The organism is Streptomyces sp. NPDC023573, from assembly GCF_055559735.1.
In genome coordinates, this window is sequence record NZ_JBVHKB010000002.1 from 709622 (window position 1) to 735669 (window position 26048).

Genomic DNA, 26048 nt, shown 5'->3' on the forward strand with positions numbered 1-26048 from the left:
CGGACAGCTGACCACCCAGCTCTACCCGCCCGCCCTGGCCCGGGGCAGGTCCGCGAGGGCAGTTTCGCGGGCAACTTCGGGACGCACGGGGAAACGCATCGCACAGAAGTGCCCTTGTGGGCAAGAGGGGTGCCCCCGATCGAGCCCCGCAGGACGTTTCGGGGGACGCGCTTCGCGCGTGAAGGTGAAAGCCGTCTTGTCTCGTACCCCGAGGAGAGCAGAGCATGCCGTCCTACCTGTCGCCCGGCGTATACGTCGAGGAGGTGGCCAGCGGCTCGCGCCCGATCGAGGGTGTGGGCACTTCGGTCGCGGCCTTTGTCGGCCTCGCGTCGACCGGGCCCCTGAACGAACCCACCCTGGTGACCAACTGGACGCAGTACGTCGCGGCGTTCGGTGACTTCACCGACGGGTACTACCTGGCGCACTCCGTCTACGGCTTCTTCAACAACGGCGGCAGCGCCGCCTACGTCGTGCGGGTCGGCGGTTCCGCCGAGGGTGCGTCCGACGCCGCCCCCGCCGCCGTGACCGGCTCCAGGACCCCGGCCGCGCTGCCGACGGGTGCGCCGCAGCAGCTGGGCACCTTCACGGTGACCGCGCTCGCGCCCGGGCAGAGCGGCCCGCTGACCGTCGAGGTCGCCGACCCCGAGGGCGAGGGCCCGGCCGAGCGCTTCAAGCTGGTCGTCAAGGACGGCGACAAGATTGCCGAGTCCTTCGACGTGACCGCCAAGAAGAGCGGCCGCAACTACGTCGTCACGCAGGTCAAGGAGCGCTCCAAGCTCATCACCGTGCAGGAGGCAGCGCCCGCCGCGCAGCTCGCACGGCCCGAGAACCAGACCGTGGCGCTCGCGGCCCCGGCCGCCGCCCCGGCCGTCCCCGCGGCGGACACCTCCGCCCACCCCGGGCCCGCCCAGTACCTCGGCGACTCCGCCGACCGTACCGGCTTCGGCGGTCTGGAAGCCGTGGACGAGATCTCCATGGTCGCCGTCCCCGACCTGATGTCCGCCTACCAGCGCGGAGCGATCGACCTGGAGGCCGTCAAGGCGGTCCAGCTCGGTCTGATCGCCCACTGCGAGCTGATGGGCGACCGCGTCGCGGTCATCGACCCGCCGCCGGGCCTGAACGCCCGCGAGATCAGGGTCTGGCGCCAGGAGACCGCCGGCTACGACTCCAAGTTCGCGGCCCTGTACTACCCCTGGATCAAGGTCTTCGACCCGGCGTCCGGCCAGTCCCAGCTGATCCCGCCGAGCGGTCACGTCTCCGGCATCTGGGCGCGCAACGACTTCGAGCGCGGCGTGCACAAGGCGCCCGCCAACGAGGTCGTACGCGGCGCGGTCGACCTGGAGATCCAGATCACCCGCGGTGAGCAGGACCTGCTCAACCCGATCGGCGTCAACTGCATCCGTGCCTTCCCCGGCCGCGGTGTCCGCGTCTGGGGCGCCCGCACCATGTCGTCGGACCCGGCGTGGCGCTACCTGAACGTCCGCAGGTACTTCAACTACCTGGAGGAGTCGATCCTGATCGGCACCCAGTGGGTGGTGTTCGAGCCGAACGACACCAACCTCTGGGCCCGCATCCGGCGCAACGTCTCGGCGTTCCTGGTCAACGAGTGGCGCAGCGGCGCCCTCTTCGGCTCGCGCCCGGAGGAGGCCTTCTACGTCAAGTGCGACGAGGAGACCAACCCCCCGGAGTCGGTCGACGTCGGTCGCGTGATCTGCGAGATCGGCATCTCCCCGGTCAAGCCCGCCGAGTTCGTGATCTTCCGGCTGGCCCAGTTCTCCAGCGGCAACGGCGAGCTGGAGGAGTAGGCCGCCGGCCCACACCCCCAGCCCTCGTACGCGATCCAGAAGAATTCTTGGCAGGACGGGAAACAGATGAGCATCGGCCCGGGTGACGCGTTCACCTCACATAACTTCGGCCTTCAGATCGACGGCGTGATGGTCGAGTACCTCGCCGAGGTCAACGGCCTCACCATCGAGCAGGACGTCATCAAGCACCTTTCCAACTCCGCGCAGGGCAAGCCCGAGGTCAGCCTCATGCCCGGCACGCAGAAGGACGGGCAGTGCACGGTGGTCCGGGGTATGACCCCGTCGGCCTCGTTCACGACGTGGATCAACGACTCGATCGCCGGTCAGATGTCCACGGCGCGCAAGAACGCCTCCATCATCGTGATGGATTACCAGAACAACCCGACGAAGCGTTACAACATGCGCAACGCCTGGTGCAGCAAGATCGACGCCAGCGCCCTGAAGGCCGGTGAGGCCTCGGCGCTGACGGAGACCGTGACCATCGTCTTCGAAGAACTGGTCATCGAGTAATGCGGCGCACTACGGCCAGGGCCGGCGCGGGCCCGATCACGGACGTACCGGCGCCCGAGGCCGTGGCGGGGCCGGAGCAGACACCTGCTCCGGCCCCGGCCCCCGCGCCGGCTCCCGTGCCGCAGCGCCTGCAGACGGAGTTCCCCTTCGAGCTGCCGCGCGGCTACGTCGACGACGCGGGCACCGTGCACAAGGACGGCGTGATGCGTCTGTCCACCGCCCGGGACGAGCTGATCCCGCTGCGGGACGTCCGGGTCCAGGAGAACCCCGCGTATCTGTCGGTGGTACTGCTCGGCCGGGTCATCACCCGGCTCGGCACGCTGTCGATGGTGCACGACGGGACGGTGGAGAACATGTTCGCCTCCGACCTCGCGTTCCTCCAGGACTTCTACCGGCAGATCAACGCCGAGGGCCACACCCGGGCGGCGGTGGCGTGCCCGCACTGTTCCGAGCCCTTCGAGGTGGAACTCGGCGGGAGCCGCCTGGGGGAATCGTGACGTACGCGACCGACCGGCTGCATGAGGAGATCGCGTACGTCGCCTATCACTTCCACTGGAGCCTCGAGGCGATCCTGGACCTGGAACACCACGACCGCCGGCTGTACGCGGACCAGATCGCGTCCTTCGTGACGCGCGCCGGAGCGGAGGGCTGAGACGTGGGGTTCCTGGACCGGATGCGGGGCCGTGAGGCTCGCGCAGACGCACAACACACCGCACCCGCCGAGGCCGCGCCGGCCGGGGCCGCCGATCCGGCCGGCTCCGGTCCGGGACCCGGCTCCGGGCCGGTGCCCACGGCCGTCGCGTCCTGGTCCGGCCTGCCGCCGATGCAGCGGGCCATGGACGCCGGACGCCCGGTGGTCGCGGACGCCGGGTTCGGCGGGCGGCTGCCGACGTGGCAGAACCCGTCGTTCACCGGGACGCCGTCCATCGGCGTCATGAACACGGCGCCGGACAGCCTGCTCTCGGGCGCGCTGAACCGCTCGGCCCACCCGGTGGCGGGGCTCGAAGGCCGCTCGGGCGCACTGCCGTTGGCGTCGGGCGCGGCAGCGGAGCCGGTGGTGCGGCGCGCCCCGGCGGTGCCGCTGCGGGCGCTGCCCTCGGCACGGCCGGCACAGTCGGGCCGGCCCGCACCCGCGCCGGCCTCGGCACCCGTTTCGCCGTCCGCGTCGCAGGGTTCCGGGAGTCCTGCGGCCGGAGGGCGTACCGCTCCGCCGGCCCCCTCGGCGCCTGCGCCGGCGTCAGCCGTTCCCGCCGTGCAGAGGCGGTCCCTGGGCCGTCCTTCCTCGTCGACTCCCGCTCCGCCGCCGGTCTCTCCGGCGGCGGCGCCTCCGGCTGCCGGTGAACGCGGCACGGTTGCCGCAGCACCGACCGCAGCGGGGAGCGCGCCCCGTGCGGGCGCTGCACCGGCACCGTCCGGGGCGTCCCCCGCACCCGTACGGGCGGTCCGGACCCCGGGGTCCGGGAACGCTCCGGCCCCGGCGCCCGGTGTCCGCGTGGCGCCTGTACCGCCGGCCCCGTCACGCCCCCGGCCCCTGACGAAGGCACCGGCCGTGCAGCGGCGGGTCCTGCCGGCCACGCGGCGCCGGTCGTCCGCCCCGGGGGGCACGCAGAGTGCGCCGGCGTCGGCGACCTCAACTGATGGCGACCGCGGGGGAGCCGGCTCGGCCGACTCCCCCGGCGCCACGCGGCCGTCTTCGCCCGCGCCCTCTCCTTCGCGCCCACCTTCGCCTTCACCTGCGCCCTCCCCCGCGCCTGCGCCTTCGCCGTCCCCTGCGCCTTCGCCCTCGCCCGCGCCTGCGCCCTCGCCGTCCCCTGCGCCCTCGCCTGCGCCGCAGAGCGCCGTCCGGGATACGCCGGCCGGTGGCGCACCCGTGCAGCGTGCGGTGGCCCGGCGCGCCACCGCACCGGCCCGCCCCGGCGACGGTGTGACCACAGGGACGCGCGGGGTTGAAACGCCCCGAGCCGCCTCGTCCGGCGCGGGATCGCCGGGCGCAAACTCACGCGCTGCCGGTTCACCGAGTGCTGGTTCGCCGACTGCCGGTTCGCCGAGTGCCGCCTCGCCCGGTGCCGGTTCGCCCGGTGCCGCCTCGCCCGGGACCGGTTCACGCGGTGCCGGTTCGCCCTCGGCCGGTTCACGCGGTGCCGCATCACCCAGCGCCGGTTCGCCCAGCGCCGGTTCGCCCAGCGCTCCCGCAGCGGACAGCGCGCGCAGCGCCCCCGGTGCGGCTCCCGCCGGTCCGGCCCCGGCGTCTGCCCCGGTCCAGCGGGCCGTAGCCCAGGGCCCGGCACCCCGGGGCCCCCGCGACAGGGCGGCCTCCCCGCCCGTACGGCCTGCCGGCCCCGGCGGAGCGGCGCCGGCCGAGCCGAGCGCCCCGCGCGGCCTCGGCAGCCCGACGAGCGCGCCCAGGATCCCGCCCGCGCAGGCGGAAACGCCCCCGAGCGCGCACCGCGGTCCGGCTGCCCCGAGCGCCCCCGCCGCCTCCGCCGGTCCGCGCGACGCGAAGGCCGCCGTGCAGCGGCGCACCGCCGGTGCCGGCAGTCCCGCCACACCGCCGCCCACCGGCGACCGCGCCCTCCCGGTGGCCCCCGCCTCATCCGCCGGGCCTGCGGGTCCGGCTGCCTCCGCTCCGCGCGGCGGCACCGTACGCGCGGACGGTCAGCCCCCGGTGCGCCGCACCGAGCCGACGCCCCCCGCCTCCGGTGCGGGCACGCCTGCCGCCCGGCCGTCCGCGTCGGCGGGCTCGGGCAACAGCGGCACCGCGCGCACCACTTCACCGGCACCGGGCCCCTCGGCCCCGGTCCGGCTCGCGGCCTCGGACACCCGTGGCCCCGCCGCCCCTCCGGCGCCCGTCCGGCGTGCGGCGTCACCCGCCCATGGCCCGGCCCCGGCTTCGGCCCCCGCCGGCCCCGCCACCTCTCCGGCGCCCGTCCAGCGCGCGGCCTCGGACACCCGTGGCCCGGCCTCCCCCACGCCGCCCGCCGCCACCACCCCCGCCGCCCTCCCGGTGGCGGCCCTCCCTCACACCACACCGACGGGTACGGGCAGCAACCGGCCGTCCGCTCCGCGCACCGGCACGCCGAAGACGGCCCGCCCGGGTCTCGGCGCCCCGATGTCCTCCTCGCCGGCCGACGTCCCTCCTTCCGCGCCCGCACCCGCCTCACCACCGCGCGTGCAGACCGCACCCCAGTCGCCGCCGCCCGCCCCGAAGCCCCCGGCCGCGCCGGCCCACGGCTCCCCCGCACCCACGACACCCACGGCCCCCGTGCAGCAGGCCCGGCGCGCGACGGCCCACGCACCCGCCGGGCAGCAGGTCCAGCGCACCACGGCCGCGCCGCCCGCCGCCGCGACCCGACGTACCCCGCTCGGCGCCCCCATGTCCTCGGCGCCCACGGACGCGGCCCCGCTCATCGCCCCTCCCACTCCGCCGGCCGTCGGCCCCCGCGCCACCGCGTCGGCGGCACCGGCCGGCCCGCGGCCCACCACCACGGCACCGGCCGCCCCCGCGCCGATCCCCCAGGCCCCGCTGCCGCCCCCGCTCCCGGTGCCTCCTCAGGCCCCCCGGCCCCCGGCCGCCGTCCCGCCCGCGTCCGTCCCCCGCGTCCAGCGCCGTGCCATGCCCCTCACCGCCGTACCGCTGCGCGGCCTCACGCCGCCCGGGGCCGCCGCCGCGTCGCCGCTTCCCGTGGCGCCGCTCACCCCGCCCCCGGCGGCACCGCCGGCGCCCTCCCGTCCCGTACAGGCCGGCGGCGGCAGTGCCTCGGAACCCGTCGTCCAGCGTCTCGGCGGCGGTTCGTCCATCGGCGCGCTCGCCTCCGCGGCCGCCGACACGGTGGCCTCCTCCCTGAGCCGTATCCGGCCGCACCGCAGTGAGCGCACCACTCCGCCCCCGGCCGTCGAGCGGACCGCCGCCGCCCCGCCCCCGGCTTCGCCGCCCCCGTACTCCCCGCCCGCCGGCGGCTCAACCCCGCCCCCGGGCTCCACGACGTCGCAGCAGGAACCGCCGCCCGAGTACGCGGCCGTCCCGAACGGCGGGTTCGACCCCCGTGATCTCACCGACTTCCAGCTCGACGAGCTCGTCCACCGGATCATCGGCCGCATCACCCGCCTCATCCGTACCGAGCTGCGGATGGACCGCGAACGGATCGGCAGGCTCCGCGACCCCCGCCACTGACCGGGCGGTCCCACCGCCCGACGACCACCACCACCACCGACACAGACGTATCCGACGAAAGGCCCACCCGCGATGCCCCGCCAGGACCCGGGCTCAACCATCTGGTTCACCCTCACCATCGACGGCGAGAGCCTCGGTTACTTCAACGGGTGCGAAGGCCTGTCGTCCCAGGTGGAGATCGAGCAGCGCCAGGAGGGCGGCAACAACGGGTTCGTATGGCAACTGCCCACCCGCGTCTCCTTCTCCAACATCCGGCTGACCCGCCCCCTCACCCCGGACACGGCCAAGGTCGCCAAGTGGATCTCCTCGGTCCAGACGGGGATCAAGCGGCCGACCGCCCAGATCTCCGCCCTGCGCGCGGACGGGTCGCTCGTCGCCCGCTGGGGCCTGATCGACGTACTGCCCGTCAGCTGGCAGGGCCCCAGCCTCGACCCCGGCAACCCGGCCGTGGCCAACGAGGTCCTGGAGATCGCCCACCACGGCTTCACGGACTGACGGCGTCGAAGAGCAGAGAGGAAGACCATGGCCCAGAGCAGCAAGGGCGCCGGCAAGAGCCTCGTACGAGCCGGCCTCGCCATCCACGAGCCGCCGGTGGGCACGAGCACCACACCCGGCGCGCTCATGCGGACGTTCAGCTTCGAGTTCAACCCGGCGCAGCTGTCCCTCAGCCAGCGCGCCCAGTGGAAGGCGACCCCGACCGCGGCCGTGCGGGACGGCTCCAAGCCGGAGTTCATGGGGGCCGAGCCCCGGGAGATGACCCTGGAGATCTTCCTGGACTCCTCCACCAAGCCGACCGGCAACACCGTGCTGAAGAAGGTGGAGTCGCTGCTGGGCTGCTGTGAGGTGACCGCCAAGAGCATCGCCGCCAACCAGCCGTCGCCGCCCTGGGTGGTCTTCCAGTGGGGATCGTTCTCCACGGCCCGCTTCACGGCGTACGTCAGCTCCATCGAGGCGTCGTACACCCTCTTCGGGACGACCGGCATCCCCATCCGCGCCACCTGCCAGGTGCAGCTGCACGAGATCCCCGGCAAGACCAAGGGCCAGAACCCGACCTCCGGCGCACTCACCGCCCAGCGCGTGCACCAGGTCGTCGCGGGCGACTCCCTCCAGTCGCTGGCATGGCGCGAGTACGGCAACGCCACCGCGTGGCGTGCGATCGCCGAGGCCAACGGCATCGACGACCCGTCCCGTCTGCCCTCCGGCACGCAACTCGTGCTGCCCGCGGCCGAGGAGGTGCGTCACTGATGGTGCAGACCGCGTTTTCCACCATCATGCAGGTCACCATCGGCGGTGCGAAGCTGCCCGCCGCCATCGCCCCGATGCTCGTCGAGGGCTGGGTCGACCAGGGTGCCGGTGTCCCCGCCGCCTTCAGGCTCACCTTCCGCGACCCGTACCACCTGGTGCTCGGCGAGCTGAGCGTGAAGTTCGGCACCAGGGTGGTCCTCACACCGGTGGCGGACGGCCAGGGCGTCGGCAAGCCGCTGCTGACCGGTGAGGTCACCGGCATGGAGGCCGACTACGACGGCACCGGCAGCTTCACCGTCATCCGCGGCTACGACTTCGGGCACCGCCTGATGCGCCAGCGCCGGGTCGCCGCGTACCGCAACCAGACGGCCTCCGACATCGCCCGCAAACTCGTCGGCATGGACGGCGTGCCCGTGGGCCGCATCCAGGCGACGAAGGGCGCGTACGGGTTCATCAGCCAGTCCAACGTCACCGACTGGGACTTCCTGGCCCGGCTCGCCGACGAGAACGGCATGGTGATGTCCCTGGACGCCAAGGGCAAGTTCCGGTTCGTGAAACCGAACCCGTCGTCCGGCGCGCCCTCACCCGGTACGGACGGCGACAAGAGCCCCTTCGTCCTCCAGGCCGGTCACGACATCCTGCGGCTGCGGGCCGCCGTCACCGCCGCCGACCAGGTCGGTGAGGTCGAGTCGCGCGGCTGGAACGTCACCACCAAGAAGAAGATCACCGAGGTCTCGCCCGCCAAGACCGATCCCGGCATCACCATCGGCCTCACCCCGGGAGAGGCCGCCGGCAAGTTCAAGGCGGCCAAGCTCGTCGAGACCGGCAACCCCTACGACAAGCAGGACGAGGTGCGGCACGCCTCGCAGTCCCTCGCCGCCGACGTCACCTCCTCCTTCGCCGAGCTGGAGGCCGTGGTGCGCGGGAACCCGGACCTGCGGCCCGGTGTGCCCGTGGCGCTCGCCGACGTCGGCAAACCCTTCGAGGGGAAGTACACCGTCACCTCCGTACGCCATGTGTTCGGCGACGGAAAGCACTACGAGTCCTGGGTCACCGTCAGCGGACGCCAGTGGCGCTCGCTGTACGGGCTGGCCTCGGGCGGCGGCACCCCGGACGGCGGCCGGCTGCCCAGCGTCGCCAACGCCATCGTCACCGACGTGCAGGACCCGCTCAAGCAGGGCAGGGTCAAGCTCCAGTTCCCCTGGCTCGACAACACCTACGTCAGCGACTGGGCGCGCAGCGTGCAGTCCGGCGGCGTGGGCGGCGGCGGCGTCTTCCCCATGGACGTCGGCGACGAGGTGCTGGTCGCCTTCGACCGGGGTGCGCTGGACCACCCGTTCGTGATCGGCGGGCTCTACAACGGCCGGGACGTGCCCACCAGGAACGACGTGCCCCTGCACGACGGCCTGAAGAAGAAGGCCACCCGGCACACCGTGTCCGACCGGCAGGGCAACCGCGTCGACCTGCTCAGCCAGCGGACCGGCGGGCGGAAGCAGGGTGTCCGGATCGCCAGCGGCGACGACAGGCTGACCATCAACCTCGACCGCACCAAGACCGAGATCACCGTCGACAGCAAGGGCTCGGTCAGCATCACGGGCAGCCGCTCGGTGTCGGTGGAGGCGGGCACGGATCTCTCGCTGAGCGCACGCCGCGCGGTGACGATCAAGAGCGGCGGGCCGCTCACCCTCCAGGGGCAGGGCATGGTCAACCTCCGGTCCACGGGCGGTGTGGTCAGCGTGAACGCGATGGGAGCCCTGAACCTGTCGGCGACCGGCGCCGCGTCGCTCTCCGCCACGGGGATCGTGTCGGTCCAGTCCGTGGCCAACGTGAACATCAAGGCCATCAAGCTCGACCTCATGGGTGGCTTCTTCGTCAACACCATCAAGTACCCGTTCGGATGAGCGGCGGACCGTACCCGCGTGCCGGGTCCGTATCGAGAAGAAGGCAGGTGGCTCCCTGATGGCCGAACAGTTCGTCGGTTCCGGCTGGGCCTTCCCGCTGCGCATCGGCCCCACGGGCGGCATCGCCCTCGTCAGCGGGGAGCGGGAGGTCGAGGAGGCCATCAGGCTCGTCCTGGCCACCGCCCCGGGTGAGCGGCCGATGCGCCCGGAGTTCGGCTGCGCCATCCACGACCTCGTCTTCGCACCGGTCAACGAACAGACCGCCGGCCGCATCCAGCACGAGGTCCACGTCAGCCTGGACCGCTGGGAGCCCCGCATCGAGGTCCACGAGGTCGAGGTCACCGCCGGCGCCGAACAGAACGTCCTGTTCATCGACGTGCGTTACGCCATCCGCGGCACCAACAACCCGCGCAGCCTGGTCTTCCCGTTCTACGTCATCCCCTCCCACGACGAACCCGGGGAGCCGGGCTCCTCCGGCGGCTCCGGTGCCCCTTCCGAAAGCGACGGCTGATGTCCCTGCCCTCCCCCAATCTCGACGACCGCCGCTTCCAGCAGTTCGTCGACGACGCCAAGCGCTACATCCAGCAGCGCGCCCCGGAGTGGACCGACCACAACGTCTCCGACCCGGGCGTCACCCTCGTCGAGACGGTCGCGCACATGGCCGACCAGATCGTCTACCGCCTCAACCGCGTGCCGGAGAAGAACCATCTGGCCTTCCTCGATCTCGTCGGCATCACCCTCTTCCCTCCGGCCGCCGCCCGCACCGAGGTCACGTTCTGGCTCTCCGCCCCGCAGGAGGAGGCGATAGCCGTGCCGGTCGGCACCGAGGTGGCGACCGTGCGCACGGAGCGTGAGAGCGCCGTCGTCTTCGCCACCGAACGCGAACTGACCGTCGTGCCCACCGCGCTCCGGCGCCTCGTGGTGCAGCACCAGGGCCAGCCCGTCGCCGACCGGACCGACGACCTCGCCGAGGGCAAGGACCTGCACTGCTTCGCGGAGTCCCCCACCCCCGGCGACTGCATGCTGATCGGCCTCACCGCCGCCGTCCCGCACTGCGCCCTCGCCCTCGAACTCGACAGCCGCGTCGACGGTGTCGGCGTCGACCCCCGGCAGCCCCCGCTCGTGTGGGAGGCGTGGACCGAGGACGGCTGGCGGCCCTGCGAGGTCGACCGCGACGGCACCGGCGGACTCAACCGGCCCGGCGACATCGTGCTGCACATCCCCGGCGGCCACGTCCTCTCCCGCAACGGCGGACAGGAGGCGGGCTGGCTGCGCTGCCGCGTCACCGAACCCCACCCCGGCCAGCCCTTCTACGCCACGTCGCCGACCATCCGGTCCGCCGAGGCCTACACCATCGGCGGCACCACCGGCGTCGTGCACGCGGAGGCCGTCTACGACGAGACGCTCGGCGAGTCCATCGGGCTGCCCGGCCAGCGGCTGCGGCTCACCCACGCCCCCGTGGTCGGCGACGACCCGCCCCTGTGGCTCCAGACCGCCGAGCACGACGGCTGGGAGGACTGGCAGGTGGTCCCGCACTTCGCCGCGTCACGGCCCGACGACCGGCACATCACCCTGGACGCCGCGACCGGCGAGATCGCCTTCGGCCCCGCCGTCCGCGAACCCGACGGCACCCTCCGCCAGTACGGCGCCGTCGCCCCCAAGGGCTCCGTCATCCGCGCCCGCCGCTACCGCACCGGTGGCGGCCGGGAGGGCAACGTGGCCCGCGGCACCGTCCAGGTCCTGCGCACCTCCATCCCGTACGTCGCCGAGGTCGTCAACCGCGAGGCCGCCCGCGGCGGCGTCGACGGCGAGACCGTCGAGGAGGCCAAGCTCCGGGCGCCCATCACCCTCCGCGCCCAGGAACGCGCCGTCACCCTGCGCGACTACGAGGAACTGGCCCGCCGGGCCGCCCCCGAGACGGCCCGCATCACCTGCCTGGAAGGCGAGGAGAGCGAGTACGGGGCCTACGCGATACGGGTCCTCGTCGTGCCCCAGGCCGTCCCCGACCCCGGCGGCCGGCTCCGCTTCGAACAACTCGTCCCGGGCGACGCGCTGCTCGGCCGCATCACCCGCCACCTCGACGAACGCCGCCTCATCGGCACCCGGGTCGCCGTGGGCCCGCCCTACTACCAGGGGGTCACCGTGGTGGCCACCGTCCACGCCTTCCGCGGGGTGGACACCGACCGCGTACGCCGCCAGGTCCACGACGCCCTCTACCACCACCTCGACCCGCTCACCGGGGGCGCCGACGGGCGGGGCTGGCCCTTCGGGCGCCCGGTCCAGGCGGGCGAGGTCTTCGCCGTCCTCCAGCGGGTCCCCGGTGTCGAACTGGTCGACGAGGTCATCCTGCACCCCGCCGACCCGCTGACGGGCAAGCGCGGCGACCCGACCAACCGCATCGACCTCGAACCGCCGGCCCTGGTCTTCTCCTTCGACCACCGCGTCCGGGTGATCGGAGACGGGGCGTGACGGCCGACACCCGCACAGGAGACCACCGATGAGGGGCTCGATCGACGGCCTCGGCTCGTCCACACCCATCAGCACGATGCTCCCCGCCGTCTTCGCGGAGGACGATCTCGCCCAGCGCTTCGTCGGCGGCCTCGACGACGTCCTCGCGCCGATCCTGAACGTACTCGACTGCGTGGACTCCTACTTCGACCCCGCCCTCACCCCGGTGGACTTCGCCCAGTGGCTCAGCACCTGGGTCGGAGCCGAGACCGACGGCACCGAACCGGAACCGCGGCTGCGCGCCGCCGTGGCCGCCGCCGCACGCCTGCACCGTGTACGGGGCACCCGGCGCGGCCTCTCCGAAGCCGTACACCTCGCCTTCGGCACCGAGCCGGAGATCTCCGAGAGCGGCGGCGCCACGTGGAACGCCCGCCCCCTCGGCCCGGTCCCCGGCAAGCCCCGCCCGCACCTCCACGTCTCCATCGCCCTCCCTGATCCCACACCCGCGGACACGCACCGCCTGGACGCCCTCGTGGCCGCCGCCCGCCCCGCGCACATGCCCTACACCGTCACCGTGACGGCAGCCGAAAGGACCCCGGAGAGATGACCACGCAGAACTGCGCCGAGTGCGGCACCCGCGCGGAACCGGGGCAGTCGTTCTGCGACGCCTGCGGCGCCGTGCTCAGCTGGAGCCCGGGTCCCCGCGCCGGTTCCACCCCGCCCGCCGGTTCCACCCCGCCCGCCGGTTCCACCCCGCCCGCGGGATCCACCCCGCCCGGTGGACGCCCGTCGGCCGGAGCCGCGTCCTCGGGCGGTTCCTCCGAGGAGTCCGCCGGGGGCGGCTGGGACGGCTTCGCGCGTACCGGCGGCGCCCCCTCCCCGCGCCCGCTGCCGGACAGCGGGCCGAACGCGACGCACGCTGCCGGCGCCGGCGGCCACACCGCCGCGACGGCACCCGCCGAGGCCGGCCCTTCGGCCGCGACACCCGACGCCTCGCGCCTGCCGCGCCACCACCGCGACACCCAGGTGCCCGGCCGGGCGAACACGGCGGACGGCGGGACCGACGACTGGCCCGTGGCGGCCTCACCGGCCTCCGGCGGCCGCCACCCGGGCGAGACCGACCCCACCGTCCCGCTGCCCGCCTCCGGCGAAAGCGCGGCCGACCGCGCCCGCTCCCTGCTCGTCCCGGTCTCCGAGCCCGAGCCGTCCCACTCCTCGCCGCCCCCGACCGCCGCTCCGGTCCTGCCCGGCCGCCCGGACACCGACCGGCCGCAGGTCCGCGTCCCCGGCCCCCAGCAGGACACCGGCAACGGCCCGCCCTGCTCCTGGTGCGCCACCCCCAACCGCCCCGACCGCCACTACTGCGCACGCTGCGCGATGCCGCTGGCCGACAACGAGGAACGCGCGCCCGCCCCCGTCCCGTGGTGGCGCCGTCTCGCGGGCTCCCGCCGCAACGAGAACCCGTGGGCCGGCGACAGGCCCCGCATCCGCCGCGTCTTCGACCGCATCGGCACATGGATCACCGCCGCCGTCGTCATCACCCTGGCCGTCCTCGGCGTGATGTATCTCCCCGCCGGCATCCAGGCCACCAAGGACCACTTCGCCAAGCGCGCGATGGTCGCCCCCAACGACCTCGCGGCATCCCGCTCGTGGACCGGCCACAAGCCGCAGCTCGCCTTCGACAAGGTGAACAACACGTGGTGGGGCCCCGGAGTCGACCAGTCCGGTGAGGGCGAGTGGATCGAGGCCCGCTTCGACCAGCCGACCCGGCTGCTGGACGTGATCATCACGCCGGGCGTCTCCGTCAAGGCCGACGACCTCAACAAGTCCGCGCTGCCGCAGCGCCTCAAGGCGACGATCACGACGAAGGACGGAAAGCAGACGACCCGCCGGCTGACCCTGGACCAGGGCACCGGCGGCCAGCGGCGGGCCTTCCGCGTCGGCGATGCCGTCAAGGTGCGCTTCACCGTGGAGTCGGCCCACGCCGCGTCCTCGGACAAGCAGGTGGCCATCGCCGAGATCGAGTTCTTCGGCCCGTCGAACACCGACGGGTCCTGACCCGGCCCCACCAGAGCGCCGCGCAGCGGCGACAACGACGACGCCGGCCCCCGGGAACGAATCCCGGGGGCCGGCGTCGTACGGATACCGCGGTACTGCCTGGAGCTGCTGATCCGAGGATCAGAAGTCCATGTCACCGCCCGGCATGCCGCCCGGAGCGGCCGCGGAGGCCTTCTCCGGCTTGTCGGCGATGACGGCCTCGGTGGTGAGGAAGAGCGCGGCGATGGACGCGGCGTTCTGCAGAGCGGAGCGCGTGACCTTCGCCGGGTCGATGATGCCCTCGGCGATCATGTCGACGTACTCGCCGGTCGCGGCGTTGAGGCCGTGACCGATCGGCAGGTTGCGCACCTTCTCGACGATGACGCCACCCTCGAGACCACCGTTGACGGCGATCTGCTTGAGCGGGGCCTCCAGCGCGAGCTTCACGGCGTTGGCGCCCGTGGCCTCGTCACCGGTCAGGTCGAGCTTCTCGAAGACGGCCGAGGCCTGGAGCAGAGCCACGCCACCACCGGCGACGATGCCCTCCTCGACGGCGGCCTTGGCGTTGCGCACCGCGTCCTCGATGCGGTGCTTGCGCTCCTTGAGCTCCACCTCGGTGGCGGCGCCGGCCTTGATGACGGCCACGCCGCCGGCCAGCTTCGCGAGGCGCTCCTGGAGCTTCTCGCGGTCGTAGTCCGAGTCGGAGTTCTCGATCTCGGCACGGATCTGCTTGACGCGACCCTGGACCTGGTCGCTCTCGCCGCCACCGTCGACGATGGTCGTCTCGTCCTTGGTGATGACGACCTTGCGAGCGGTGCCGAGCAGGTCGAGACCGGCGTTCTCGAGCTTGAGACCGACCTCCTCGGAGATGACGGTGCCACCGGTGAGGATGGCGATGTCGCCGAGCATGGCCTTGCGGCGGTCACCGAAGCCCGGAGCCTTGACGGCGACGGACTTGAAGGTGCCACGGATCTTGTTGACGACCAGGGTCGACAGAGCCTCGCCCTCGACGTCCTCCGCGATGATCAGCAGCGGCTTGCCCGACTGCATGACCTTCTCGAGCAGCGGAAGGAGGTCCTTCACGTTGCTGATCTTGGAGTTGACGATCAGGATGTACGGGTCGTCGAAGGACGACTCCATACGCTCCATGTCGGTGGCGAAGTAGGCCGAGATGTAGCCCTTGTCGAAGCGCATACCCTCCGTGAGCTCGAGCTCCAGACCGAAGGTCTGGGACTCCTCGACGGTGATGACGCCTTCCTTGCCGACCTTGTCCATCGCCTCGGCGATCTTGGCGCCGATCTCGGTGTCGGCGGCGGAGATGGAGGCCGTCGAAGCGATCTGCTCCTTGGTCTCCACGTCCTTCGCCTGCTCCAGCAGAGCGGCGGAGACGGCCTCGACGGCCTTCTCGATGCCACGCTTCAGAGCCATCGGGTTGGCTCCCGCGGCGACGTTGCGCAGGCCCTCGCGGACGAGCGCCTGGGCGAGAACGGTGGCGGTGGTCGTACCGTCGCCGGCGACGTCGTCCGTCTTCTTGGCGACCTCCTTGACCAGCTCCGCACCGATCTTCTCGTACGGGTCCTCGAGCTCGATCTCCTTGGCGATGGAAACACCATCGTTGGTGATCGTGGGCGCGCCCCACTTCTTCTCGAGGACGACGTTACGGCCCTTGGGGCCGAGGGTGACCTTGACGGCGTCGGCGAGCTGGTTCATCCCGCGCTCGAGACCGCGCCGTGCCTCCTCGTCGAACGCGATGATCTTGGCCATGTGAAGTGGTCCTCCCGGACAGGGGTGGATTCTCCGGACCGAGTGGCGCCCGCGACGGACGGCCAGCGTGCTCAGTGGTTCCTTGCCCCACTGGGCCTGCGGGCCTCACCGGCCCGGTCCAAGTTTCTGTCACTCTCACCTGGAGAGTGCTAACGCCAATGATTAGCACTCGACCCCTTCGAGTGCAAGCGTCCGCCTCGGGATGTGGACAACCTGGAGGGGTGTGCGGACGCACGTGAGGCCCGTACCCCTGGCCGGGGTACGGGCCTCACGTGCGTGAGTAGTGTCGTCGGACGACCGCGCCGAGCTCAGCCGACGGCGAGCTTGACCATGTCCGCCTGCGGCCCCTTCTGGCCCTGCGAGATCTCGAATTCAACTCGCTGACCCTCTTCGAGGGTGCGGTACCCGTCCATCTGGATCGCGCTGTAGTGGACGAAAACATCCGCACCACCGTCGACCGCGATGAAGCCGTACCCCTTCTCCGCGTTGAACCACTTGACGGTGCCCTGAGCCATGCCTAACTCCCCTATTACTGGCCCTTGCACGAGCGCCGCACTTCGCGGGCCCGGGTCAGAACTCACCCTCCGACAGGAGAGGGTGGCGTGCGCCGGAACGCGTCGACCGCGGCCGAATGTATCTGCCCAACTGCCCTCTGCAACAGGTCAATCGGACGAGAATTCTGGGCACAGGCGACCGCCCGCAATGGGGGAACTCACAAGATTCCAGGACAAGTCGGGCCTGACAAAGGCCACTTATGCCGCAAGGAGTTCACTTACTTTGGCTGCTTCTTGTCGCGGCCGGGCGCATTCTCATATGCGGGCGGCACGGGCAGCTGCGGGGACTTCCCAAACTGTACCGTGCTCAACCATGCAGAATGACCCCCTCCGCTTTCCGGCGGAGAGGGCCACTGTGCTCACGTCATGCGGTCGGGCGTCCTGTGACCCCGGGGGCGATCAGCCTCCGGCGACGGCCGGAATGATCGACACGCCCGCGCCGTCCGGGGTGACCGCGTCCAGGCCGCCCTCGAAGCGCACGTCGTCGTCGTTGACGTACACGTTGACGAAGCGGCGCAGTTTGCCCTGGTCGTCCAGGACGCGGGCGCCGATGCCCGGGTGGTTCTGCTCCAGGGACGCGATGACCTCGGAGAGGGTCGCACCCTCCGCCGGGACCTCGGCCTGACCGCCCGTGTAGGTGCGGAGGATGGTGGGGATACGGACCTTGACGCTCATGTGGGTGCCTTCCTTCGGTCTCGGGTGTCAGTTGGCGGCGGCGAGGCCGGCGTCGCGGAACGCGTCCAGGCTGGGCCGGATCGTCGCCGACAGGCCGGTCGTCGGGGCGACCGCGTCGAGCGTCTTCAGTCCGTCGCCGGTGTTCAGGACGACCGTGGTGAGGGAGGGGTCGAGCAGGCCGGCGTCGATCAGCTTCTTCGTCACACCGACCGTCACCCCGCCCGCGGTCTCCGCGAAGATGCCCTCGGTGCGGGCCAGCAGCTTGATCGCGTCGACGACCTGCTCGTCGTTCACGTCCTCCACGGCGCCGCCGGTGCGCCGGGCGATGTCCAGGACGTAGGGGCCGTCGGCCGGGTTGCCGATCGCCAGGGACTTGGCGATGGTCTTCGGCTTCTGCGGACGCACCACGTCGTGGCCGGCCTTGAAGGCGGTGGAGACCGGGGAGCAGCCCTCGGCCTGGGCACCGAAGATCTTGTACGGCTTGTCCTCGACGAGGCCGAGCTTGATCAGCTCCTGCAGCCCCTTGTCGATCTTCGTGAGCTGCGAGCCGGACGCGATCGGGATGACGAGCTGGTCGGGCAGCTGCCAGCCGAGCTGCTCACAGATCTCGTACGCCAGGGTCTTGGAGCCCTCCCCGTAGTACGGCCGGAGGTTGACGTTGACGAAGCCCCAGCCCTCGCCGAGCGGGTCGCCGATGAGCTCCGAGCAGAAGCGGTTGACGTCGTCGTAATTGCCCTCGATGCCGACCAGCTCACCGCCGTACACCGCGGCCATGACGACCTTGCCCTGCTCCAGGTCGTGCGGGATGAACACGCACGAGCGGAAGCCGGCGCGGGCGGCGGCGGCGCCCACCGCGCCGGCGAGGTTGCCGGTGGAGGAGCAGGAGAGGGTGGTGAACCCGAAGGCGCGGGCGGCCTCGACGGCGATGGCGACGACACGGTCCTTGAAGGAGTGCGTCGGGTTGCCGGAGTCGTCCTTGACGTACAGACCGCCGGTCACGCCCAGCTCGCGGGCCAGGTTGTCGGCCTTGACCAGCTTGGTGAAACCGGGGTTGATGTTGGGCTTGTCCGCGACATCGGCGGGGACCGGCAGCAGCGGCGCGTAGCGCCAGATGTTGTTCGGGCCCTCGGCGATGCGCTTCTTCAGCTCTTCGGGGGAGCCGCTCGGCAGGTCGTACGCCACTTCGAGCGGCCCGAAACAGGACGCACAGGCGAAAATGGGGCCGAGCTCGAAACGCTCGCCGCATTCGCGGCAGGAAAGTGCCGCGGCGGGACCGAGGTCCACTGCGGAGGTATTGGTGTCGGCTGCAACTGTCTGCACGGCCATGATGGCGGAGGCCCTTTCTCCTCATCTTCCTTGCGACGTATTTCGCCACAAGACGGAATTGGCACCTTCCCCACCGTGACCTCGCGGTCGGCAGGAGGGTTGCCGGGACTTCGACGGGCCGTTCCCTCAGTCCCTCTGGATGAGCGCTATGGCACCGGACCATGGATCCGGGCGTTTATTCGCGGACCGACCCCGACATGCGAGGGTCGTCCGCGTTGTTCAAGACTGTAACCGAAGCACCGGACGGTTGAGATAGTCGTCCGAACCGCGAGATGGATCACATACAGGGAGTATCGACCGTGCTGGAAGAGGTGGAACGCTGGCTGACCAGGCGTTCCTGGTCTGCTGCCGACCGCCCGCCGGACCGGCTCACGGCCGCGCGGGCGAAGGATCCGCACCGTTCGCGCGTGAGCGTCGTCCTGCCCGCGCTGAACGAGGAGGCGACGGTCGGCGCGATCGTCGCGGAGATCCGGCGCGAGCTGATGGAGAAGGTCCAGCTCGTCGACGAACTGGTGGTGATCGACTCCGGATCCACCGACCGCACCGCCGACGAGGCGCGGCTGGCCGGCGCCCGGGTCGTGCACAGGGACACGGTCCTCCCCCGGATCCCCGTCCTGCCCGGCAAGGGCGAGGTCCTGTGGCGCTCCCTGCTGGTGACCAGCGGGGACATCGTCTGCTTCGTCGACGCGGACCTCAAGGACTTCTCCGCCGACTTCGTCTCCGGGATCGTCGGCCCGCTGCTGACCGACCCCTCGGTGCACTTCGTGAAGGCCATGTACGACCGGCCGCTGGGCGACGCCGCAGGCCAGGGCGGCCGGGTGACCGAACTGGTGGCCCGCCCGCTGCTCAATCTGCACTGGCCGCTGCTGGCCGGCTTCGTGCAGCCGCTGGGCGGCGAGTACGCGGTGCGGCGCTCCCTCCTGGAGCGGCTCCCCTTCCCCGTCGGTTACGGCGTGGAGCTGGGCCTGCTCGTCGACGCGCTGCACACGGTCGGCCTGGACGCACTGGCCCAGGTCGACGTCGGCGTACGCAAACACCGCCACCAGGACGGCCAGGCCCTCGGCCGGATGGCGGCCACGATCTACCGGACGGCGCAGCTGCGGCTCTCCCGGGGGCCCCTCGTGCGCCCCGAGATCACCCAGTTCGAGCGGGGGCCCGGCGGATTCGTCCCGCACACCCATGCGGTGGACACCGAGGAGCGTCCCCCGATGCGGGAGATCGCGGAGTACACCTCGCGGAACGCGGCGTAACGGTTCTTCCCGCCCGGCTCCGAGGGCGCTTCACGTTTGGCGGCTTCCCGAACGGGCTAGGTTCGGGTACATGGTCTCCGAGCACGCTGCCCAGGTACTCGTCGCGTCCAACCGCGGCCCGGTGTCGTACACCCGGCGGGAGGACGGCACGCTCGACTCGAAACGGGGCGGGGGCGGGCTCGTCTCCGGCCTCAGCGCCGTCGACGACAAGCTGTGGGTGTGCGCCGCCCTCGGCGACGGCGACCGCGAGGCGGTCCGGCGCGGAGTCTCCGAGCCCGGCGTCCGGATGCTCGACATCGACGCGGGGGTCCACGCCGACGCGTACAACGGCATCGCGAACTCCGTGCTCTGGTTCGTCCACCACATGATCTACGAGACGCCGGTGGAGCCCGTCTTCGACGCGGAGTTCCGCCGGCAGTGGGCCTCCTTCGAGGCGTACAACCGGGCCTTCGCCGAGGCCCTCGCCGAGGAGGCGGGCGAGGGGGCGGCGGTCCTGGTGCAGGACTACCACCTCTCGCTGGTCCCCGGCCTCCTGCGCGAGCTCCGGCCCGACCTGCGGATCGGTCACTTCTCGCACACCCCCTGGGCGCCCGTCGACTACTTCCGGCTGCTGCCCGACGACATCGGCGAGCAGCTGCTCAACGGCATCCTGGGCGCCGACCGCGCCGCGTTCCTCACCCGCCGCTGGGCGGACGCCTTCATCGGCTGCTGCACGGAGATCCTCGGCGGTACCGGCCACACCCGGATCGGGGTGCACGGGCTGGGTGCCGACGGGGACTTCCTGCGCGGCCGCTCCCACGAGGCGGACGTGGACGAGCGCATGGAGATCCTGCGGGAGCAGATCGGCGCGGACCGCCGCACGATCGTGCGGGTGGACCGCACGGAGCTCTCCAAGAACATCGTGCGCGGCCTGCACGCCTACCGTGCGCTGCTGGAGGAGCGCCCCGAATGGCGCGAACGGGTGGTGCACATCGCCTTCGCCTACCCCTCCCGGCAGGACCTCGCGGTCTACCGCGACTACACGGCGGAGGTACAGCGGGTCGCCGACGCGATCAACGCGGAGTACGGCACGGAGGGCTGGACCCCGGTCCTGCTCCACGTCGACGACGACTTCGCCCGCTCCCTGGCGGCGTACCGGCTGGCGGACGTCGCCCTGGTCAATCCGATCCGGGACGGCATGAACCTCGTCGCCAAGGAGGTCCCGGTCGTCTCGGACCACGGCTGCGCGCTGGTGCTCTCCCGCGAGGCGGGGGCGTACGAGGAGCTGGGCGAGGACGCGATCGTGGTCAACCCGTACGACGTGTCGGCGACGGCGGCGGCGCTGCACGAGGGGCTCACGATGGACCCCGACGAGCGCGGCGCCCGCTCGAAGCGCCTGGCCGCCGCCGCGACCGCACTGCCCCCGCAGCAGTGGTTCCTGGACCAGCTGGACGCGCTGCGGGCCTAGCCAGGGCCTGTCTGACGATTCGCGTCGTCGCCCGCAGGGCGTCGTGGGGCGGACGGGGATTGCCGGACCAGCCCTAGGACCGCGTGACCCGCCCGGCGATGGAGCGGAGCAGTTCCGCGACCGCCGCCGGGCCCGACAGCAGCAGGTCGGCCCGGTCGGCGAGTTCGGGGACCTCGGTGCCGCTGCACACCAGCAGGCCCGCGGCGCCCTGGGTGCGGAGCCTCTCCACGGCGGCGTACGCGGCGAGGTCGCCGAGGTCGTCACCGGCGTAGAGCACCGTCTCGGCGCCGGTCTCCTTCACGTACTCCTCCAGCGCCACGCCCTTGTCCATGCCCGGCGGGCGCAGCTCCAGGACGAGGCGGCCCGGTTCGACGATCAGGCCGTGGCGCGCGGCCAGGCCGCCCAGCGGAGCGCGCAGGGCCTCGAAGGCGGCCTGCGGGTCGGCGGCACGGCGGGTGTGCACGGCGACGGCGCGACCGCCCTTCTCCTCGACCCAGATGCCGCTGTCCGCCCCTTCCAGCACCGCGGGGAGCTCCGCCCGTACGGCTTCGACGCCGGGGTCCGGCGGAGGGGCGTGGACGGTGGCGGTGGCGGCGTCCCAGCGTTCGGCGCCGTAGTGGCCCAGGACGACGAGATGGTCGAGGCCCGGTGCTCCCGCGAAGCCTCCGTACCGTACGGCGGTGTCGGCCGGGCGGCCGGTGATCACGGCGACGGCGGCGACGTGGGGGGCGAGCGCGGAGAGGGCCGGGACGACATCGGGGTGCGCCCGGGACCGCTCCGGGTCCGGGACGATGTCGGCGAGCGTGCCGTCGAAGTCCAGCGCGACGACCGCACGGGAGGGCCGGGCCAGGAGCGCGGCGAGGCCTTCGCGGCCGGCCTGGGTGGACGGGGTCGGGATGGGGTGTGCCGGATTTCCCATGGCCCGAGCGTAGCGCCGAGCGGGGCAGAACCCAGCCCCGTCGGCACCTGCGGCTCACCGGGCGAACCCCCAGCCGTCGCCTTCCGACGCTCACCGGGCGAAATCCGGCCCCGTCGGCGTTCGAGGCGCGGGGTCCGGGCGGAGCCCCGGCAGCCCGCGCTCAGCGGCGCCCCCGCCTCGCGTCCCGCACCCGCCGCAGCCGGTTCACCGTCACCGGGTCCGCCTCCAGCGCCCGCCGGTCGTCCAGGAGCGCGTTGAGCAGCTGGTAGTAACGGACCGGCGAGATGCCCAGGTCTTCCCGGATCGCCCGCTCCTTCGCGCCGGGGCCCGGCCAGGAGCGCCGCTCCAGGGCCAGCACCGCGCGTTCCTGGCCGGAGAGCGGGGCGGCGGAGTCCGCGTCGTCGGGGGGAGGGCCGGTCATATGAACCAACCTACCTACTCGGCGCTCTCCGCCTGCCGGGCCTGGGTCGCTATGGTCCCGAGCACGCTCTCCGGGCTGCCGCCGGGCTCGACCGCGGAGCCGATCTTCTCCTTGATGCTCTCGCTGGCCTGCGCCCACGACGTCTTGCCGAACGGGTACAGCTGCGAGTTCGGCAGCGCCGACAGGAACTCGTGCAGCTTCTCGTGCTTGCCGTCGGCCTCCATCGCGGTGGACGCGGTGCCGGTCACGGGCAGCAGGTCGTACTGGTCGGCGAAGGCGAGCACGTTCTCGTCCGTGTAGGCGAAGTCGAGGAACTTGCCGATCTCCGCCCGGTGGCCGTTCTGTTTGAAGCCCATCATCCAGTCGGCGACGCCCATGGAGCCCTTGCTCGGCCCTTCGACCCCGGGCAGCGGGACCATGCCGACCTCGACGCCCTTCTTCTCGGCCTCCTGCATCAGCGTCGGGTGGCCGTTGAGCATGCCGACGTCCCCGTCGGTGAACGCGTCGAAGGCCTTCGCCCGGTCGAGCTTCCCCGGGGCGACGGGGCCGGTGAGGCCCTTGCCCACGAGGTTGTCCTTCAGCCACTTGAAGGTTTCTATGTTGGCCTTGGAGTCGATGTCGTAGTTGCCGACCTCGTCCGTGTAACCACCGCCCCCGCTGAGCAGCCACATCAGCGTCTCGGCCTGGGACTCCTCCTGGCCGAGCGGCAGGGCGAAGGGGTAGGTCACCCCGCGCTGCTTGAGCGCGGCGGCGTCGCTCCGGATGTCGTCCCAGGTCTGCGGCGCCCCGAGGCCCGCCTTGGCGAAGAGGCCCTTGTTGTAGAAGAGCAGCCGGGTGCTGGCCACGAACGGAAGGCCGTAGAGGGTGTTGTCGACCTCACCCGCGTCCGTGAGCGAGGGCAGGAAGTTGGACCCGGTGCGGATGGCGATCATCTCGTCGGCGGCGTAGAGCTTGTCCGCCTTGGCGTAGTCGGCGTACGCGCCGATCTGCGCGATGTCGGGGGCCTTTCCGGCCTTCACCATCTCGGCGACCTCGCGGTCGACGTCCTTCCAGGAGTAGACGCTGACCTCGACCTTGATGTCGGGGTTGGCCTTCTCGAACTTCCCGGCGACGTCGTCCCAGTACTTCTGGGAGCTGTTCTCCGCGTTCGTGCCGTAGTCGGCCGCGACCAGCCGCAGGGTGACGTCGCCGCCCCCCGTGTCCGAACCGCACCCCGACAACGTCGCCGTCATCCCGAATGCGACCACCGCCGCGGTCAGACCCACATAGCGCCGCTGCACAGCCTTGCCCATCCCTACCTCGGTCGACGCGGACACCTCCGCCGCCGACTGCGAACCCGCTCCACCGCCTCACGACCGCACGGAGGTCTACACCACCTGCGTATCGATGCGGCAATCTAGCAGGGCCGTTTTGTATGGGTGCTCAACAAACCGCGATAGTGGACTAGACCTTTTAGGGGTCGGCGGGCGAAACTGTCTCCCGTGAGACACGTCATCGCCCTCGATGTGGGCGGCACAGGAATGAAGGCCGCTCTGGTCGGGGCCGACGGCACCCTCCTCCACGAGGCGCGCCGGGCCACCGGCAGGGACCGCGGTGCCGAGGCCGTCGTGGAGACGATCCTCGGCTTCGCCGAGGACCTCCACGCGTACGGCGAGGAGCACCTCGGCGGGTCTGCCGTCGCCGCCGGGGTCGCCGTGCCCGGCATCGTCGACGCGGAGCGCGGGATCGCCGTCTACGCCGCGAACCTGGGCTGGCGCGACGTGCCCCTGCGGAAGCTGCTCGGCGAACGGCTCGGCGGCATACCCGTCGCGCTGGGCCACGACGTCCGGACCGGCGGCCTCGCCGAAGGACGGATCGGGGCAGGCCGGGGAGCCGACCGCTTCCTGTTCGTTCCGCTCGGCACCGGGATCGCCGGCGCCATCGGCATCGCGGGCACCATCGAGGCGGGCGCCCACGGTTACGCGGGTGAGATCGGGCACATCGTGGTCCGCCCGGACGGCCCGGACTGCGGCTGCGGCCAGCGCGGCTGCCTGGAGACCCTCGCCTCGGCCGCCGCCGTGTCCAGGGCCTGGGCCGCCGCGTCCGGGGACCCCGACGCGGACGCCGCGGACTGCGCGAAGGCCGTGGCCTCGGGCGACCCGGCGGCCCTGCGCGTGTGGCGGGACGCCGTCGACGCGCTGGCCGCGGGGCTGGTCACCGCGCTCACCCTGCTGGACCCCCGCACGCTCATCATCGGTGGCGGTCTTGCCGAGGCAGGGGAAACCTTGTTCACACCACTGCGTGCGGCTGTCGAGGAACGGGTCACGTTCCAGAAGCTGCCTCACATCGTCCCGGCGGCCCTCGGGGACACCGCCGGATGCCTGGGCGCAGGGCTGCTCGCCTGGGATCTACTCTCCACGGAGGTTTCCGCCTGATGGCCGGACGCGCAGACAGCACGGTTCTCGCAGGTGCCCGGGTGGTGCTTCCCACCGGCACCGTCGAGGACGGCCGGGTGATCGTCGAGGGCACCCGGATCGCCGGCAGCACGCGGGAGGACGCCCGGACCGTCGACCTCTCGGGCCACTGGGTGGTCCCCGGGTTCGTGGACATCCACAACCACGGCGGCGGCGGCGCGTCCTTCGCCACCGGAACCGCCGAGGACGCCCTGACCGCCGTGCGGGCGCACCGCGCGCACGGCACGACGACCGTCGTCGCCTCGACCGTCACCGGCGAGATGGACTTCCTGGCCCGGCAGGCCGGCATGCTCTCCGAGCTCGTCGAGCAGGGTGAGCTCGCCGGGATCCACTTCGAGGGCCCCTTCATCTCCCCGTGCCGCAAGGGCGCCCACAGCGAAGGCCTTCTGCGCGATCCCGACCCGGCGGAGGTCCGCAAGCTGCTCGACGCGGCGCGCGGGAGCGCCAGGATGGTCACCCTCGCCACCGAGCTCCCCGGCGGCATCGACTCCGTACGGCTGCTCGCCGAGCACGGGGTGATCGCCGCCGTCGGCCACACGGACGCGACGTACGAGCAGACCGTCGAGGCGATCGACGCGGGCGCCACCGTCGCCACCCACCTCTTCAACGCGATGCCCGCCATAGGCCACCGCGCTCCCGGCCCGGTCGCGGCGCTCCTGGAGGACGAGCGGGTCACCGTCGAGCTGATCAACGACGGCACGCATCTGCACCCCGCCGCCCTGGAGCTCGCCTACCACCACGCGGGCGCCGGCCGGGTCGCGCTGATCACCGACGCCATGGACGCGGCCGGCGGGGGCGACGGCTTCTACGAGCTCGGACCGCTCGCCGTCGAGGTCAAGGACGGTGTCGCACGCCTGGTGGAGGGCGGCTCGATCGCGGGCTCCACCCTCACCCTGGACACCGCCTTCCGCAGGGCCGTGACCGTCGACCGCATCCCCGTCGACGACGTCGTCCGGTCGATCTCCGCCAACCCGGCCCGGCTCCTCGGCCTGTCCGACCGGATCGGCTCCCTGGAACCCGGCAAGGACGCCGACCTGGTGGTCCTGGACGCGGACTTCGCGGTCAAGGGCGTCATGCGCCGGGGCGAGTGGATCGTGGAGCCCCCGGCCGTCTGACGGGCGG

Annotated in this window: 23 protein-coding genes and 1 riboswitch; of the genes, 16 read left to right on the forward strand and 7 right to left on the reverse strand. The window is 72.3% G+C overall.

The window, feature by feature from the left end; all coding sequences use genetic code 11:
* Positions 1–224 precede the first annotated feature (224 nt).
* The 12 genes from ACZ32T_RS09855 (at position 225) to ACZ32T_RS09910 (ending at position 14138) form a co-directional block, all read left to right on the forward strand.
* Positions 225–1805, forward strand: a complete 1581-nt coding sequence (locus ACZ32T_RS09855; protein WP_467273046.1) for a phage tail sheath subtilisin-like domain-containing protein — start codon at positions 225–227, stop codon at positions 1803–1805.
* A 66-nt stretch (positions 1806–1871) separates the two neighbouring features.
* Positions 1872–2315 (forward strand): phage tail protein, encoded by a 444-nt coding sequence (locus ACZ32T_RS09860; RefSeq protein WP_104787890.1) that lies wholly within the window; start codon positions 1872–1874, stop codon positions 2313–2315.
* On the forward strand, positions 2315–2812 hold the full coding sequence (locus ACZ32T_RS09865; protein ID WP_467366168.1) for a hypothetical protein: 498 nt from the start codon (positions 2315–2317) through the stop codon (positions 2810–2812). The genes ACZ32T_RS09860 and ACZ32T_RS09865 overlap by 1 nt, the downstream gene beginning before the upstream one ends.
* Positions 2809–2967: a DUF6760 family protein gene (locus ACZ32T_RS09870; protein WP_187355792.1), complete on the forward strand. Its 159-nt coding sequence runs from the start codon at positions 2809–2811 to the stop codon at positions 2965–2967. Before ACZ32T_RS09865 ends, ACZ32T_RS09870 begins: the two co-directional genes overlap by 4 nt.
* 1857 nt (positions 2968–4824) lie before the next feature.
* Positions 4825–6486, forward strand: coding sequence for a hypothetical protein (locus ACZ32T_RS09875; RefSeq protein WP_467273044.1), 1662 nt, complete (start codon positions 4825–4827; stop codon positions 6484–6486).
* Between the two features lie 72 nt (positions 6487–6558).
* A complete protein-coding gene (locus ACZ32T_RS09880) occupies positions 6559–6981 on the forward strand; it encodes a phage tail protein (RefSeq protein WP_104787882.1) in 423 nt (140 codons plus the stop codon).
* A 27-nt stretch (positions 6982–7008) separates the two neighbouring features.
* A complete protein-coding gene (locus ACZ32T_RS09885) occupies positions 7009–7731 on the forward strand; it encodes a CIS tube protein (protein WP_467273043.1) in 723 nt (240 codons plus the stop codon).
* Entirely contained in the window at positions 7731–9632 is a 1902-nt protein-coding gene (locus ACZ32T_RS09890) for a VgrG-related protein (protein ID WP_467273042.1), read from the forward strand. Before ACZ32T_RS09885 ends, ACZ32T_RS09890 begins: the two co-directional genes overlap by 1 nt.
* Before the next feature lie 58 nt (positions 9633–9690).
* Positions 9691–10143 carry a GPW/gp25 family protein gene (locus ACZ32T_RS09895; protein WP_467273041.1) on the forward strand — a complete coding sequence of 151 codons (453 nt, stop codon included), beginning with the start codon at positions 9691–9693 and terminating at the stop codon, positions 10141–10143.
* Positions 10143–12101, forward strand: coding sequence for a putative baseplate assembly protein (locus ACZ32T_RS09900; protein ID WP_467273040.1), 1959 nt, complete (start codon positions 10143–10145; stop codon positions 12099–12101). Before ACZ32T_RS09895 ends, ACZ32T_RS09900 begins: the two co-directional genes overlap by 1 nt.
* A 28-nt stretch (positions 12102–12129) precedes the next feature.
* Positions 12130–12687: a phage tail protein gene (locus ACZ32T_RS09905; protein WP_467273039.1), complete on the forward strand. Its 558-nt coding sequence runs from the start codon at positions 12130–12132 to the stop codon at positions 12685–12687.
* A complete protein-coding gene (locus ACZ32T_RS09910; RefSeq protein ID WP_467366170.1) occupies positions 12684–14138 on the forward strand; it encodes an NADase-type glycan-binding domain-containing protein in 1455 nt (484 codons plus the stop codon). Before ACZ32T_RS09905 ends, ACZ32T_RS09910 begins: the two co-directional genes overlap by 4 nt.
* 120 nt (positions 14139–14258) lie before the next feature.
* Here ACZ32T_RS09910 and groL read toward each other — a convergent pair whose 3' ends face one another.
* The 4 genes from groL to thrC all read right to left on the reverse strand — a co-directional run bounded on the left by groL (position 14259) and on the right by thrC (position 18436).
* Positions 14259–15881: a chaperonin GroEL gene (groL, locus tag ACZ32T_RS09915; protein ID WP_351272810.1), complete on the reverse strand. Its 1623-nt coding sequence runs from the start codon at positions 15879–15881 to the stop codon at positions 14259–14261.
* A 308-nt stretch (positions 15882–16189) separates the two neighbouring features.
* Positions 16190–16396, reverse strand: coding sequence for a cold-shock protein (locus ACZ32T_RS09920; protein ID WP_003967346.1), 207 nt, complete (start codon positions 16394–16396; stop codon positions 16190–16192).
* 438 nt (positions 16397–16834) lie between these two features.
* Complete coding sequence (locus tag ACZ32T_RS09925) at positions 16835–17110, reverse strand: MoaD/ThiS family protein (RefSeq protein WP_099174090.1); 276 nt, start codon at positions 17108–17110, stop codon at positions 16835–16837.
* A gap of 27 nt (positions 17111–17137) precedes the next feature.
* Entirely contained in the window at positions 17138–18436 is a 1299-nt protein-coding gene (gene thrC / locus ACZ32T_RS09930; protein ID WP_467273037.1) for a threonine synthase, read from the reverse strand.
* Between the two features lie 18 nt (positions 18437–18454).
* Positions 18455–18582, reverse strand: a riboswitch (SAM riboswitch).
* Positions 18583–18735: 153 nt separating this feature from the next.
* On the opposite strand from thrC, the gene ACZ32T_RS09935 reads away from it, so the two are divergent.
* Complete coding sequence (locus ACZ32T_RS09935; protein ID WP_467366309.1) at positions 18736–19686, forward strand: glucosyl-3-phosphoglycerate synthase; 951 nt, start codon at positions 18736–18738, stop codon at positions 19684–19686.
* Between the two features lie 70 nt (positions 19687–19756).
* Entirely contained in the window at positions 19757–21133 is a 1377-nt protein-coding gene (locus tag ACZ32T_RS09940) for an alpha,alpha-trehalose-phosphate synthase (UDP-forming) (protein ID WP_467273036.1), read from the forward strand.
* A 73-nt stretch (positions 21134–21206) separates the two neighbouring features.
* Here the strand turns inward: ACZ32T_RS09940 and otsB are convergent, their stop codons facing one another.
* From otsB to ACZ32T_RS09955, 3 genes are all read right to left on the reverse strand, one after another.
* Entirely contained in the window at positions 21207–22052 is an 846-nt protein-coding gene (gene otsB / locus ACZ32T_RS09945; protein WP_467273035.1) for a trehalose-phosphatase, read from the reverse strand.
* 160 nt (positions 22053–22212) lie between these two features.
* The gene (locus ACZ32T_RS09950; RefSeq protein ID WP_467273034.1) at positions 22213–22473 is read right to left on the reverse strand and encodes a DUF3263 domain-containing protein; all 261 of its coding nucleotides are present in this window, start codon (positions 22471–22473) and stop codon (positions 22213–22215) included.
* Between the two features lie 14 nt (positions 22474–22487).
* Positions 22488–23765: an ABC transporter substrate-binding protein gene (locus ACZ32T_RS09955; protein WP_467273033.1), complete on the reverse strand. Its 1278-nt coding sequence runs from the start codon at positions 23763–23765 to the stop codon at positions 22488–22490.
* A gap of 228 nt (positions 23766–23993) precedes the next feature.
* On the opposite strand from ACZ32T_RS09955, the gene ACZ32T_RS09960 reads away from it, so the two are divergent.
* Positions 23994–24887: an ROK family protein gene (locus ACZ32T_RS09960; protein ID WP_467366311.1), complete on the forward strand. Its 894-nt coding sequence runs from the start codon at positions 23994–23996 to the stop codon at positions 24885–24887.
* A complete protein-coding gene (nagA, locus tag ACZ32T_RS09965; RefSeq protein WP_467273032.1) occupies positions 24887–26041 on the forward strand; it encodes an N-acetylglucosamine-6-phosphate deacetylase in 1155 nt (384 codons plus the stop codon). The genes ACZ32T_RS09960 and nagA overlap by 1 nt, the downstream gene beginning before the upstream one ends.
* The last annotated feature ends 7 nt before the right edge of the window (positions 26042–26048 follow it).

Bases quoted from the DNA above. Each gene is read 5' to 3' on its own strand.
- ACZ32T_RS09855 (WP_467273046.1), top strand. From the start codon at position 225: ATGCCGTCCTACCTGTCGCCCGGCGTATACGTCGAGGAGGTGGCCAGC.
- ACZ32T_RS09860 (WP_104787890.1), top strand. From the start codon at position 1,872: ATGAGCATCGGCCCGGGTGACGCGTTCACCTCACATAACTTCGGCCTT.
- ACZ32T_RS09865 (WP_467366168.1), top strand. From the start codon at position 2,315: ATGCGGCGCACTACGGCCAGGGCCGGCGCGGGCCCGATCACGGACGTA.
- ACZ32T_RS09880 (WP_104787882.1), top strand. From the start codon at position 6,559: ATGCCCCGCCAGGACCCGGGCTCAACCATCTGGTTCACCCTCACCATC.
- ACZ32T_RS09885 (WP_467273043.1), top strand. From the start codon at position 7,009: ATGGCCCAGAGCAGCAAGGGCGCCGGCAAGAGCCTCGTACGAGCCGGC.
- ACZ32T_RS09890 (WP_467273042.1), top strand. From the start codon at position 7,731: ATGGTGCAGACCGCGTTTTCCACCATCATGCAGGTCACCATCGGCGGT.
- ACZ32T_RS09895 (WP_467273041.1), top strand. From the start codon at position 9,691: ATGGCCGAACAGTTCGTCGGTTCCGGCTGGGCCTTCCCGCTGCGCATC.
- ACZ32T_RS09900 (WP_467273040.1), top strand. From the start codon at position 10,143: ATGTCCCTGCCCTCCCCCAATCTCGACGACCGCCGCTTCCAGCAGTTC.
- ACZ32T_RS09905 (WP_467273039.1), top strand. From the start codon at position 12,130: ATGAGGGGCTCGATCGACGGCCTCGGCTCGTCCACACCCATCAGCACG.
- ACZ32T_RS09910 (WP_467366170.1), top strand. From the start codon at position 12,684: ATGACCACGCAGAACTGCGCCGAGTGCGGCACCCGCGCGGAACCGGGG.
- groL (WP_351272810.1), bottom strand. From the start codon at position 15,881: ATGGCCAAGATCATCGCGTTCGACGAGGAGGCACGGCGCGGTCTCGAG.
- ACZ32T_RS09920 (WP_003967346.1), bottom strand. From the start codon at position 16,396: ATGGCTCAGGGCACCGTCAAGTGGTTCAACGCGGAGAAGGGGTACGGC.
- ACZ32T_RS09925 (WP_099174090.1), bottom strand. From the start codon at position 17,110: ATGAGCGTCAAGGTCCGTATCCCCACCATCCTCCGCACCTACACGGGC.
- thrC (WP_467273037.1), bottom strand. From the start codon at position 18,436: ATGGCCGTGCAGACAGTTGCAGCCGACACCAATACCTCCGCAGTGGAC.
- ACZ32T_RS09940 (WP_467273036.1), top strand. From the start codon at position 19,757: ATGGTCTCCGAGCACGCTGCCCAGGTACTCGTCGCGTCCAACCGCGGC.
- otsB (WP_467273035.1), bottom strand. From the start codon at position 22,052: ATGGGAAATCCGGCACACCCCATCCCGACCCCGTCCACCCAGGCCGGC.
- ACZ32T_RS09950 (WP_467273034.1), bottom strand. From the start codon at position 22,473: ATGACCGGCCCTCCCCCCGACGACGCGGACTCCGCCGCCCCGCTCTCC.
- ACZ32T_RS09955 (WP_467273033.1), bottom strand. From the start codon at position 23,765: ATGGGCAAGGCTGTGCAGCGGCGCTATGTGGGTCTGACCGCGGCGGTG.
- ACZ32T_RS09960 (WP_467366311.1), top strand. From the start codon at position 23,994: ATGAAGGCCGCTCTGGTCGGGGCCGACGGCACCCTCCTCCACGAGGCG.
- nagA (WP_467273032.1), top strand. From the start codon at position 24,887: ATGGCCGGACGCGCAGACAGCACGGTTCTCGCAGGTGCCCGGGTGGTG.